At 66.0% G+C, this 10913-nt stretch carries 14 protein-coding genes; 7 read left to right on the top strand and 7 right to left on the bottom strand.

Annotated elements, in window-relative coordinates; genetic code table 11:
• Positions 1–159 precede the first annotated feature (159 nt).
• The 4 genes from AM2010_RS02135 to AM2010_RS02120 form a co-directional block, all read right to left on the bottom strand.
• A complete protein-coding gene (locus AM2010_RS02135) occupies positions 160–936 on the bottom strand; it encodes a Gldg family protein (protein ID WP_047805672.1) in 777 nt (258 codons plus the stop codon).
• Positions 917–1288 (bottom strand): hypothetical protein, encoded by a 372-nt coding sequence (locus AM2010_RS02130; RefSeq protein ID WP_053043864.1) that lies wholly within the window; start codon positions 1286–1288, stop codon positions 917–919. The genes AM2010_RS02135 and AM2010_RS02130 overlap by 20 nt, the downstream gene beginning before the upstream one ends.
• 31 nt (positions 1289–1319) lie before the next feature.
• A complete protein-coding gene (locus tag AM2010_RS02125) occupies positions 1320–2321 on the bottom strand; it encodes a cysteine synthase A (protein ID WP_047805671.1) in 1002 nt (333 codons plus the stop codon).
• Between the two features lie 110 nt (positions 2322–2431).
• Positions 2432–2749, bottom strand: a complete 318-nt coding sequence (locus tag AM2010_RS02120; RefSeq protein ID WP_047805670.1) for a 2Fe-2S iron-sulfur cluster-binding protein — start codon at positions 2747–2749, stop codon at positions 2432–2434.
• 89 nt (positions 2750–2838) lie between these two features.
• On the opposite strand from AM2010_RS02120, the gene AM2010_RS02115 reads away from it, so the two are divergent.
• From AM2010_RS02115 to AM2010_RS02105, 3 genes are all read left to right on the top strand, one after another.
• Positions 2839–3456 carry a DNA-3-methyladenine glycosylase family protein gene (locus AM2010_RS02115; protein WP_047805669.1) on the top strand — a complete coding sequence of 206 codons (618 nt, stop codon included), beginning with the start codon at positions 2839–2841 and terminating at the stop codon, positions 3454–3456.
• Positions 3457–3535: 79 nt separating this feature from the next.
• Positions 3536–5602, top strand: a complete 2067-nt coding sequence (locus tag AM2010_RS02110; RefSeq protein ID WP_338047414.1) for an alpha/beta hydrolase family protein — start codon at positions 3536–3538, stop codon at positions 5600–5602.
• A gap of 76 nt (positions 5603–5678) precedes the next feature.
• Positions 5679–6485: an SDR family oxidoreductase gene (locus tag AM2010_RS02105; RefSeq protein WP_047805668.1), complete on the top strand. Its 807-nt coding sequence runs from the start codon at positions 5679–5681 to the stop codon at positions 6483–6485.
• 6 nt (positions 6486–6491) lie between these two features.
• On the opposite strand, the gene AM2010_RS02100 is transcribed toward AM2010_RS02105, so the two are convergent.
• Positions 6492–6779 (bottom strand): 4a-hydroxytetrahydrobiopterin dehydratase, encoded by a 288-nt coding sequence (locus tag AM2010_RS02100; RefSeq protein ID WP_047805667.1) that lies wholly within the window; start codon positions 6777–6779, stop codon positions 6492–6494.
• Positions 6780–6827: 48 nt separating this feature from the next.
• On the opposite strand from AM2010_RS02100, the gene ccmA reads away from it, so the two are divergent.
• Entirely contained in the window at positions 6828–7421 is a 594-nt protein-coding gene (gene ccmA / locus AM2010_RS02095) for a heme ABC exporter ATP-binding protein CcmA (RefSeq protein WP_047805666.1), read from the top strand.
• On the top strand, positions 7418–8077 hold the full coding sequence (locus tag AM2010_RS02090) for a heme exporter protein CcmB (RefSeq protein WP_047805665.1): 660 nt from the start codon (positions 7418–7420) through the stop codon (positions 8075–8077). The genes ccmA and AM2010_RS02090 overlap by 4 nt, the downstream gene beginning before the upstream one ends.
• On the opposite strand, the gene AM2010_RS13645 is transcribed toward AM2010_RS02090, so the two are convergent.
• On the bottom strand, positions 8078–8629 hold the full coding sequence (locus AM2010_RS13645; RefSeq protein WP_082132774.1) for a Crp/Fnr family transcriptional regulator: 552 nt from the start codon (positions 8627–8629) through the stop codon (positions 8078–8080).
• Between the two features lie 35 nt (positions 8630–8664).
• On the opposite strand from AM2010_RS13645, the gene AM2010_RS02080 reads away from it, so the two are divergent.
• Entirely contained in the window at positions 8665–9399 is a 735-nt protein-coding gene (locus AM2010_RS02080) for an SDR family NAD(P)-dependent oxidoreductase (protein WP_047805664.1), read from the top strand.
• Entirely contained in the window at positions 9396–10076 is a 681-nt protein-coding gene (locus AM2010_RS13935) for a TVP38/TMEM64 family protein (protein ID WP_047805663.1), read from the top strand. Before AM2010_RS02080 ends, AM2010_RS13935 begins: the two co-directional genes overlap by 4 nt.
• On the opposite strand, the gene map is transcribed toward AM2010_RS13935, so the two are convergent.
• Positions 10067–10894 (bottom strand): type I methionyl aminopeptidase, encoded by an 828-nt coding sequence (gene map / locus AM2010_RS02070; protein ID WP_047805662.1) that lies wholly within the window; start codon positions 10892–10894, stop codon positions 10067–10069. The two genes, AM2010_RS13935 and map, sit on opposite strands and share 10 nt — an antisense overlap.
• Between the last annotated feature and the right edge of the window lie 19 nt (positions 10895–10913).

Here is a 10913-nt window from a genome sequence, read left to right as displayed (position 1 = left end):
AAGGGAAAATTCGGGGATTACAGGGGATAGAGGTGTAAATTCTTGTTATATCGCTATTTTTATAGCAGCCTCTTTCTCCCGATCATCAGGAAAAACCGCGCAATATCGCGCATTTGCGACGGAACGACCGCCGCAATCCCCAAAAATCCCCTGATAGGATCAGCGTGCTTCGCTGAGCGCGCTTTCGATCAGCCAGGACAGCGCATCCTTGCGCGCATCCAGTCGATCGCCTGTTGCCGGCTCCAGCACGGCGGCATCGGCGATCACCGTCACCTGCCCCTTGCCGATAGAGCACCGCGCGAACAGCCGGTCGTAAGCGATCCAGCAATTGTCCTGGGCCGCGGAATGCTCGCGCATCGGATGCAGGGTGCCCGCCATCCGAACGGGCAGTGGCGCCATGTCCGTCGCGATCATGCGCTCATCGGCATCCTGCGCTGCGTCGTAACGCATTTCCAGGCCCCAGCGCGCGAGGATTGGCGACAGCAGGACGACATCCTGCGGCCGACGACGATCGCCGACGGGGAAACGTGATTCCACCGTCAGCATCGGATCGGCGAAAACGAGCGCCCGGCCCCCGGCGCGGACCCATTTGTCCAGCGCCACATTCTCGTATGGCGAGAGGGGCCTGGGTTGGGCCAGCAGGAGGTGATCGAGGGCTGCGAGATCTTCCGCAATCGCCGCTTCTTCATCCGCGAGCGTATCCAGCGGCAGCAGTTCGAACCGGCGCTCGACCGCGGTTCGCACCCATCCGGCCTGCGTTTCGCTGCCAAGCATTTCGGATATGCCAGCCGTTTCGGCCCAATAAATCGGCAGGGTGGTGAACAGGCCCAGTTCGCCCCGTGGCCGCCCTGCACCGCCAAACGCCCACGCCACAACGCCCAGACCGAGCGCCACGAGCCCGATCAGCCAGGCCAGCCTACTGCGTTTCCGGGGCATCGTCCGGTTCGGCAAGCGGCGGCAGTGTCAGCGGCGCGGTCGGTGTGGGTACCGGGCTCGCCCGCGGCCCAGGCACGACGCCGGCTTCCGCGAGCGGATCGTTCTGCTGGCTATGCGCAGTCGGGCCGGGCGAAACCGTGGCTGCCGCTTCGGGCACGCTGCCTGCTTCGGTTCGATTGGCGCGATCGGTGATGATATCGGCAAGCGCCAGCATCAGCACGATGCCGATCAGCCCGGAGCCCCCGACCTGGAGCCGATGCAGCGAGACTGAACGGCCCCGCGTCGCGGCGTCCAGCCGCTCACGCGCCGCGTTGGAACGCCTTTCGCCGATAATGCTGCCGATGCCGCGCATGATCACGAGGCTAGAGCAAGTGGCTGGGCAGTCAATCGCGTTCGAGCCAGTCGAACGCCGGAAGGCCCTTCGCTTCCAGCCATTCGCGGTTGTAGAGCGTGGAAAGATAGCGGAAGCCCGTGTCGCACAGGATTGTCGCCACCCGCGATCCCTTGCCCAGATGCCGGCCCAGCGCGACCGCGCCGGCAACGTTGATGCCCGACGACAGGCCCAGGCACAGCCCCTCTTCACGCAGGAGGCGGGCAACCCATTCCAGCCCTTCCTCGTCCGAAATGCGGAACTGGGTATCGATCGGCGCGCCTTCCAGATTGGCGGTGATCCGCCCCTGCCCGATCCCTTCGGCGACGGAGCTGCCTTCGGCCTTCAGCTCGCCATTGGCGTAGAAATTGTACAGCGCCGCGCCGTGCGGATCGGTCAGCGCGATGGTGACGTTCTCGTCCCGCTCCTTCAGGCCCATGCCGACGCCGGCAATCGTGCCGCCCGTGCCCGCCGCGCACGTGAAACCGTCGATCCGCCCACCCATCTGGTCCCACAGCTCGGGCGCGGTCGTTTCCAGGTGCGCCTTGCGGTTGGCGGTATTGTCGAACTGGTTGGCCCAGATCGCGCCTTCCGTCTCCTCCGCCAGGCGGCGGCTGGTGTGGACGAAATGGTTGCAGTCCGAATATTTCGTCGGCGGCACCAGCACCAGTTCCGCGCCCAGTGCGCGCAGGGTCGCCATTTTCTCGCGGCTCTGGTTATCGGGCATGACGATGATCGTGCGATAGCCCAGGGCATTGGCGACCAGCGCGATGCCGATCCCGGTATTGCCCGCGGTCCCTTCGACCACGCAGCCGCCCGGCTTCAGCTCGCCCCGCGCCTCGGCATCGCGAACGATGCCCAGTGCAGCGCGATCCTTCACGCTGGCGCCGGGGTTGGCGAATTCGCACTTGCCCCAGATCTCGCAGCCGGCCGCTTCGCTCGGCCCTTTCAGGAGAACGAGCGGCGTATTGCCGATGAGATCGAGGGTGTTGGTCAAAGCTGCGGGCAAGGTCATGATGAACGCGCTAGAATCGCTTGGCGCCGCACGCAACGCATTTGCGGTTTGTGTGCGGATACCGCGCCTAATGCCCGCGCGGACAGGGGCGATCCGAATAACGGGAAGCGTCAGTCTTCCTGCGCGATGGAGACTTTCAGCCCGTCCAGGTCGCCGGTGAAGGGAATCTGGCAGCCAAGGCGAGAATTCTCGTCGCGGTGATCGCTTGATTCAAGCAGATCGTCCTCGTCCTCGCTGATCGCCGGCAGCTTGTCGCGGAACGCCGGATCGACATGGACGTGGCACGTGGCGCAGGAACAGCACCCGCCGCACAGCGCCAGCAATTCGTCGAAGCCGTTGTCGCGGATCGCTTCCATCACGGTCAGGCCATCCTCGACATCGATCGACGATTCTTCCCCACTGCGATTGACGACGATCAGCTTGGGCATTGCGCGTGTTTCCCTTATGGCGTGCGGCCACTGCAGGCCGGATGCGCGGGCCTGCTAGGCAATCGAACCGGGGAAGGCAAGACAAGGCGATGGGACTGACGGCCGATCAGTTGCGGGAAGGGATCGATTTTGTTGCGGCTCGTGAAGCGCGGCTTGGCGCGGCGCTGGAACGGGTCGGCTATCCCGATACCCGCATCCGCGAGCGGGGTTACCGCACATTGCTGCGCACCATCGTGGGGCAACAGGTTTCGGTCGCGGCCGCCACATCGATGTGGAACAAGCTGGCAGCGGAACTGGGCGAAGAGATTGCCCCCGATGCCTTGCTGGCCCGCGATTTCGATACTCTGCGCGCCTGCGGCCTTTCGCGCCAGAAGCAGGGATACGCCCGCTCGCTCTGCGAAAGGGTGGTCAGCGGTGCGCTCGACCTCGACAACCTGCCGGCCGACGACGAGGAAGCGATTGCCGAACTGACGCAGATCAAGGGAATTGGCCGGTGGTCGGCGGAAGTCTACCTGCTGTTTGCGGAGGGGCGGCCCGACATCTGGCCGGCGGGTGATCTGGCCGTTCAGGCAGGCATCGGGCGCATTCTGGATCTGCCGGAACGCCCTTCGGAGAAAGAAACGCGCGCGCTTGCCGAAGACTGGCGCCCCCATCGCGGCGCAGTCGCGATCCTGACCTGGCATTGCTACAACAATCCGGCCCTGTGAACCGTTCGTCGGTTTACGGATGAAATCCCTCCCCCGTTTGCAGTAGCGTGACGGATCAGGAACAGGGGAGACTATGACAATGCGTTCGCTTTCGAACATGCTCGCTGCAGGCACCGCGCTCACGGCGCTGGCCATGACCTCGCCCGCCACCGTCACGGCACAGGAAACGGAGACTACCTCGGGAATGACCAATCCGGCCGAAGCCGCACCGCTGATCCCCCGCGAGGATCTTTTCGGCAACCCGACCCGTAGCTCGGGCAATCTCAGCCCCGACGGCAAGTGGTTGAGCTGGCTGGCGCCGAAAGACGGGGTGATGAACGTCTGGATGGCCCCGGTCGACGATCCCGATGCGGCACGCGCGATGACGGACGCGACCGAGCGCCCGATCCGTTCATACTTCTGGGCGCCCGACAGCCGCAGCCTGCTCTATATCCAGGACAAGGGCGGGGACGAGAACTTCCTGCTCTACGGCATCGACATTGCCAGCGGCGCGGAAACCACGCTGACCCCGTTCGAGGATACGCGGGTGCAGATCTTCGGCACTTCGGAGAATATCCGCGACAAGATCCTGGTCGGCCTCAACAATCGCGATCCGCGTTTTCACGATGTCCATCTGCTCGATCTCAACACCGGTGAACTGACGCTGGTCCAGCAGAACGATGCCTTTGCCGGCTTCCTTGCGGACGACAATCTCGCGCTGCGCATGGCGCTGCGCCCCAATGCCGCGGGCGGAATGGACTTCTTCCCCATCGTCGATGGCAAGATCGCGGACGAGCCCAGCGAAAGCACCGGGCTGGAAGATTCGCTGACCACCCAGCCGGCCGGCTTCACCACCGATGGCAAGACGATGTACTGGATCGACAGTCGCGGGCGGAACACCGCCGCGCTGGTCGCGCAGAATGTCGAAACCGGCGAAAAGACGGTGATCGCGCAGAACGACAAGGCCGATATCGGGGGCGCGATGACCGACCCGAAGACCGGCGAGATCGAAGCCTACAGCTTCACTTACCTGACCACCGAATGGACGGCGATCGACCCGGACATCGCGAGCGCGCTCGACTGGCTCGACGAACGGCTCGACGGCGAATTCGGTGTCCAGTCGCGGACCGAGGACGACAGCAAGTGGATCGTGTGGAACGATCCGCTGACCGCGCCCAGCAAGACGTTCGTCTTCGACCGCGAAGCGCAGACGCTGAACGAATTCTATACCAGCCGGCCCGAACTCGAAGGCGCGCCCCTGCAGGCGATGCACCCGGTCGAGATCGCATCGCGCGATGGATTGACGCTGCCTTCATACCTGACCCTGCCGCCCGGCTCGGATGCTGACGAGGACGGTGTTCCCGAAGCGGAAGTGCCAATGATCCTGCTGGTCCACGGCGGCCCCTGGGCGCGCGACGATTATGGTTACAATTCCTATCACCAGTGGCTGGCCAACCGCGGCTACGCCGTGCTCAGCGTCAATTTCCGCGGCTCGACGGGGTTCGGGAAAGAATTCATCTCCGCCGGCGATCTCGAATGGGGCCGCAAGATGCATGACGACCTGATCGATGCGGTCGACTGGGCAATCGACAGGGGCGTGACCGCGCCGGAAAAAGTGGCGATCATGGGCGGTTCCTATGGCGGCTATGCGACCCTGGCGGGGCTGACATTCACGCCCGAAAAATTCGCCTGCGGCGTGGATATCGTCGGCCCGTCCAATCTCGAAACGCTGCTGGACACCATTCCGCCGTACTGGGCGCCGCTGATCGAACAGTTCCACCAGCGCATGGGCGACCCCGACACGCCCGAAGGGCTGGCCCTGCTGAAGGAACGCAGCCCGCTGCATTCGGCCGACCGGATCACCAAGCCGCTGCTGATCGGACAGGGCGCCAACGATCCCCGGGTCAAGCAGGCGGAAAGCGACCAGATCGTTACCGCGATGCAAGGCCACGGCATTCCAGTCACTTACGTGCTGTTCCCCGATGAAGGACATGGCTTCGCACGGCCCGACAACAACATTGCCTTCAACGCGATCAGCGAGAATTTCCTCGCCACCTGCCTGGGCGGCCGGGCAGAGCCGATCGGCGAGACGGTCGCCGCGTCTTCGGCCCAGATCGTCGAAGGGGAAGAATTCGTGCAGGGGCTGGCCGAGGCGCTCGCCAACTGACGCTTACGTAAAGTGCTGGCAGAATCGGCCGCGCGGGGGTACCCCTCGTGCGGCTATTTTGCGGGGGAGAGGCACAATGGGCGATCGCAAGGCGATCTTCGTCACCGGGGGCGGTTCGGGCATCGGGCGCGCGATTGCCCACCTGTTCAGCCAGCGCGGCTGGTTCGTGGGTGTCGGCGATATCGACGCGGCAGGGATGGAACAGACCCTGGCGGGCATCGCCAACGGCTTCACGTATGCCCACAAGTTCGATGTCCGCGACCGCGCGGCGTGGGACACCGCGCTGGAAGCGTTTGCGACGGCAGCAGGCGGCCGGATCGACGTGGTGGCAAACAATGCCGGTATCCCGCTGGGCGGATCGCTGTCGGAAAACAGCACCGATGAAATCGACCGCTGCCTCGATATCAATCTGAAAGGCGTGCTCTACGGCGCGCAGGCCGCCCTGCCCTGGCTGGAAAAGACCGCGCCGGGCAGCTGCCTGCTCAATACCGCCAGCGCGGCGGGCATCTACGGGACCAGCGGTGCATCGGTCTATTCCGCCACCAAGTTCGGCGTGCGCGGCGCGACCGAGGCGCTCGATGCCGAATGGGCGGAACAGGGGATCCGGGTCCGCAGCCTGTGCCCGGGCTTTATCGATACCCCCCTGCTCGAACACGCACCGAACCAGAAAAGCAATGAGGCGATCCGCGACCGGGTGACGTCCGCCGGGCTGGAAATCACCCCGGTCGAGGATGTGGCCCGGGCCGCGTGGGAAGCTGTCCACGGCGACAGGCTGCACACCCTGGTCGGCCAGACCGCGCGGCGGCTGGCATTCGGCGCGCGCTGGATGCCGGGCCGGGTGCGCAAAATGGCGCGGGCCACGGCGCGGCCGCTGGGGCGGTAACCGGGCCTACAGCGCCCCGATCGCTGCCGCCATGTCGGCATCGCGCTGCGACAGGCCGCCGGCATCATGCGTGGTCAGGGTGATTTCCACCCGGTTGTAGACATTCGACCATTCGGGATGATGATCGGCCTTGTCGGCCAGCAGGGCAACGCGCGTCATGAAGCCGAACGCCTCGTTGAAATCGGCGAATTCGAACGTCCGTTCGATCGCATCTCCATCGCGCACGAGCGACCATTCGGGGTGCCGGCTCAACAGGTCATCGCGTTCGGAATCGGTCAGGCGGGCAACAGCCATTTCGTGTCTCCTTGTTAGGTCGCGCGCTTTCGCCTAACCCGCGCGACCATGCAAGCGCACCTCGCCGCGACCGATCTCGCCTGCCGCAGGGGCGAACGGGTCCTGTTCCGCGGCGTTTCGCTGGATCTGCACCCCGGCGCGGCCTGCCGCATCGCCGGGCCCAACGGCATCGGCAAGACCAGCCTGATCCGCATTCTCGCCGGCCTGCTGCGCCCCTTTGCCGGCACGGTCGAGCGGCGCGGCATGGTCGCCCTGCTCGATGAAAGGCACGCGCTCGACTCGCAGCGCCCGCTGGGGCAGGCGCTGGCGTTCTGGGCGCAGCTCGACCGGACGAGCGCTGACGAACATATCCGCCGGCTGGGATTGAGGGGGCTGGAGGACGTTCCCGTCCGCTATCTTTCGACCGGCCAGAAGAAGCGCGCCGCGCTCGCGCGGCTGACGGCCCAGGCCGCGCCGATCTGGCTGCTCGACGAACCGCTCAACGGCCTCGACAGCCAGGGCGTCGCGCTGTGCGAAGCACTGGTGGCCGATCACTGCGCGACCGGCGGCATTGCCCTCGTCGCCAGCCATCAGGACATGGCGATACCGGCGATGACCACGCTGCCGCTGACCGATTTCGCCCTGGCCGAGTTCTCGGCATGACCCCGATCGCCGCTCTCCTGCGCCGCGATCTGGCCCGCTTCGTGCCCGGCGGGCGCGGTGGCGGAACGCTGCTGCCGCTGCTGTTCTTTCTCGCCGTGGCGATGGTCTATCCCTTCGCCGTCGGGCCGGACGCGCGATTGCTGGCCGCCACCGGCGGGGGCGTGATCTGGGTCGCCGCGCTCCTCGCCGCGATCCTCCCGCTCGACCGCCTGCTGGCGGACGATGTCGAACAGGGCCTGTTCGATCAATGGGCCCTGCGGGGCATTTCGGAAGAACTGGTGATCGCGATCCGCCTGCTCGCCCACTGGCTCAGCTTCGGGCCGTTCCTGATGCTCGCGGCAGTGCCGGCCAGCGCGCTGGTCGGGATCGACGGCGAAACCCTGTGGCTGGTGGAACTGGGTCTGCTGGCGGGGACGCCGGGGCTGGCCGCCATCGGCATCCTGATCGCTTCGCTGACGATCGGCCTGCGCGGCAGCGCGGCGCTGGCCGGGCTGCTGGCGATCCCCCTCGCCGTGCCGCTGCTGGTCTTCGGCGCAGGATCGCTCTCGCCCGTTGGCGCGGGGGGCCTGGCCCTCACCGCCGCGATCAGCCTCCTGCTCGTGGCCATCGCACCTTTCGCTGGCGCCGCCGCCATCCGCGCCACGCGCGAGGGATAGTCAGGCCGCGGCTTTTTCCCGCCGCCTAATCCGGCTCAGCGCCTGCGGGGTAACGCCGATATAGGCCGCCTGGTCCGCAAGGCTGACCCGGTCCACCAGGTGCGGCATGGTCTCGCGGAACAGGGCATAGCGCTGCTCCGGCGAGAGCGTCAGCAATTCATGCTCGCGCCGTTCCTTGCGCATGCCATAGGCCATAAGGAAATCGATCAGCGCCGCGGCGAGCGTCATGTCTCCCCGCGCCGCGCCGCGCAGCATCTCGTACCGGAGCGAAAGCAGGGTGCCGTCTTCGGCCGCCACCAGGCTGAACGGGCAGGCCCCCTCTCGCGTTGCGGCGACCAGGCTGCCGATCACCGATCCTTCGGGCAGGAACGACTTGATATGCTCCCTTCCGTCGGGGCGCAGATAGTACGCCTTGAGCAGGCCCGACCGCACGAAATAGACCGAACCGTCGGTATCGCCCTGACGAAACAGGTGATCGCCCCGCGCGACGGCGATCGCGCGCCCGCGCAGTTCGAACAGGCTGTGAAACTCGCGCAAATGAACCTCGGTCAATTACTCGTCGGGGGCGATGGTCGAAACCTACCGACATGAAGCTTGAGAACAAGACCATCGTGATGACCGGCGGAAGTTCGGGCGTCGGCCTGGAAATCCTTCGCCGCCTTGCCCCGGGGAACCGGATCGTGAACCTTTCGCGTTCGGCCCCGCCGCGCGACGCGGGCCACGGTGACGCGTTCGACCACGTCGAGACCGACCTCGCCGACCCGGTGGCGCTGGAGCGCGCGATCGAACGTATCGGCACACTCTGTCCGGAGGGGATTGATAGCCTGATTTGCTGCGCCGCAGTACAGTTCACGCCGCGCCTTGCCGATCCCACTTTCGACCGCGCGACCATCGCCCGCGAGATCGCGGTCAACCTGACCGCCCCGATCGTGCTGGTAGCCGGCCTTCTTCGCGGCCTCATGCGCCGGCCGGGGGCATTCGTGCTGAACGTCAATTCGGGGCTGGCCCTGGTGCCCAAAGCCGAATCGGCGGTCTATTGCGCGACCAAGGCCGGTCTCGACAATTTCTCGCGCGGGTTGCGGGCGCAACTGGCGGACTGCCCGGTGCGCGTGGTCCAGGCCTTCCTGCCGCTCGTGGACACCCCGATGACCGCCGGCCGCGGCACCGGCAAGCTTTCTGCGGACGAGGCGGCGCGGCAGATTCTGGAGGGGGTGGAACGCGGTGTGGCCGACAACGACATTGGCAAAGTGGGGCTGTTGCGACTGGTCCAGCGCATATCCCCCTCCCTTGCCCGCCGAATCATCCAGGGGGGCGGACGATGAGGCCGCTGCTCAAGGCCATGCTGACGCTCGCCGCGGTTTTCGCCTCGACTTTCCTCATCGGGCGGGCGCTGGGGATCCTGACTCGGGACAATGTCCAGGCCTGGCTCGAAGCGGCCAGCGCACTGTCCGCAGCCACGGTCTTCGCGCTCGTGGTCGGCCTGCTGTTCGTTGACCTGTTCGTCGCGGTGCCCACGCTCACGATCATGATCCTGGGCGGCTATTTCCTCGGTTGGGAACTAGGGACGCTCGCCGCCCTTGCCGGATCGGCCCTCGCGGCGTTCGGCGGATATGCCCTCTGCCGCCGCTGGGGCGACGGCGCCCTGCGCGTGATCGTGCGCGACGAAGAACAGCGCAGGGAAATTCGCGCGACATTCGAACGGAACGGCCCCGGAATGATCCTGCTGGCGCGGGCGGCGCCGATCCTGCCCGAAGTGACCGCCTGCATGGCCGGGGCCACACACATGCCGCCTGCCCGGTTCGCCCTGTTCTGGGCCATCGGGACCCTGCCCTACGCCGCGATCGCGGCCTATGCCGGATCGATCAGCACGATCGACGATCCGATGCCCGCGATCTACGCTGCGCTGACGCTCTACGCCGCGATGTGGGCCGGCTGGATGTGGTTCCGCCGTCGTGCCGCCCGCTCGGCAGGCAACGACCATTCCATTATTCAGTCGTAAGGCGGCTTGTGCAGCCCCTTCTCGCTCAGCGTGAAGATCTCGTTGCCGGTTTCGGTAATGCCGATCGAGTGTTCGAACTGGGCTGAGAGGCTCTTGTCGCGGGTCACGGCAGTCCAGCCGTCCTTCAGCAGTTTCACCCAGGGCCGACCGAGGTTGATCATCGGTTCGATGGTGAAGAACATGCCGGGGCGCAGTTCGGGCCCGGTGCCCGCCGTTGCGGCGTGGACCACTTCCGGCGCGTCGTGGAACAGGCGGCCGACACCGTGGCCGCAGAACTCGCGCACGACGCCGTAACGGAACTGGTGCGCGTGCGCTTCGATCGCGGCGCCGATATCGCCGAGCCGCGCGCCGGGCTGCGCTTTCTCGATCCCGATCATCAGGCATTCGTGTGTCACTTCGACCAGGCGCCGCGCCTTCAGCGCAACGTCGCCGACCAGGTACATGCGGCTGGTGTCGCCATGCCAGCCGTCGAGCAGCGGGGTGACGTCGACGTTGACGATGTCCCCGTCCTTCAGCGCCTTTTCCCCCGGAATGCCGTGGCAGACGACGTGGTTGATCGAAATGCAGCAGGAATGGGTATAGCCGCGATAGCCCAGCGTCGCCGGAACCGCCCCGCCCGCCAGCATCATTTCGCGCACCTTGTCGTCGATCTCGGCGGTCGTGACACCCGGCTGCATCAGCGGGGCGATGGCATCGAGGATACTGGCCGCCAGCCGGCCGGCGCGGCGCATCCCGTCGAAGCCCGCTTCGTCATGAAGCTTGATAGTGCCGTCGCGGATTACCGTCTCGCGACCGTCGATTGCCTGATATTCCGTCATGACCGGCGATGTAGGCGCG

It is taken from the genome of Pelagerythrobacter marensis, assembly GCF_001028625.1.
In the GTDB taxonomy this organism is placed as follows: Bacteria; Pseudomonadota; Alphaproteobacteria; order Sphingomonadales; family Sphingomonadaceae; genus Pelagerythrobacter; species Pelagerythrobacter marensis.
The sequence above is the reverse complement of the archived record's forward strand: the minus strand, read 5'-3'. Positions and strand labels throughout refer to the sequence as shown.

Excerpts from the sequence above, each read along its gene's own strand:
- AM2010_RS02135 (WP_047805672.1), bottom strand. The coding sequence starts at position 936 with ATGCCCCGGAAACGCAGTAGGCTGGCCTGGCTGATCGGGCTCGTGGCG.
- AM2010_RS02130 (WP_053043864.1), bottom strand. The coding sequence starts at position 1,288 with ATGCGCGGCATCGGCAGCATTATCGGCGAAAGGCGTTCCAACGCGGCG.
- AM2010_RS02125 (WP_047805671.1), bottom strand. The coding sequence starts at position 2,321 with ATGACCTTGCCCGCAGCTTTGACCAACACCCTCGATCTCATCGGCAAT.
- AM2010_RS02120 (WP_047805670.1), bottom strand. The coding sequence starts at position 2,749 with ATGCCCAAGCTGATCGTCGTCAATCGCAGTGGGGAAGAATCGTCGATC.
- AM2010_RS02115 (WP_047805669.1), top strand. The coding sequence starts at position 2,839 with ATGGGACTGACGGCCGATCAGTTGCGGGAAGGGATCGATTTTGTTGCG.
- AM2010_RS02110 (WP_338047414.1), top strand. The coding sequence starts at position 3,536 with ATGCGTTCGCTTTCGAACATGCTCGCTGCAGGCACCGCGCTCACGGCG.
- AM2010_RS02105 (WP_047805668.1), top strand. The coding sequence starts at position 5,679 with ATGGGCGATCGCAAGGCGATCTTCGTCACCGGGGGCGGTTCGGGCATC.
- AM2010_RS02100 (WP_047805667.1), bottom strand. The coding sequence starts at position 6,779 with ATGGCTGTTGCCCGCCTGACCGATTCCGAACGCGATGACCTGTTGAGC.
- ccmA (WP_047805666.1), top strand. The coding sequence starts at position 6,828 with ATGCAAGCGCACCTCGCCGCGACCGATCTCGCCTGCCGCAGGGGCGAA.
- AM2010_RS02090 (WP_047805665.1), top strand. The coding sequence starts at position 7,418 with ATGACCCCGATCGCCGCTCTCCTGCGCCGCGATCTGGCCCGCTTCGTG.
- AM2010_RS02080 (WP_047805664.1), top strand. The coding sequence starts at position 8,665 with ATGAAGCTTGAGAACAAGACCATCGTGATGACCGGCGGAAGTTCGGGC.
- AM2010_RS13935 (WP_047805663.1), top strand. The coding sequence starts at position 9,396 with ATGAGGCCGCTGCTCAAGGCCATGCTGACGCTCGCCGCGGTTTTCGCC.
- map (WP_047805662.1), bottom strand. The coding sequence starts at position 10,894 with ATGACGGAATATCAGGCAATCGACGGTCGCGAGACGGTAATCCGCGAC.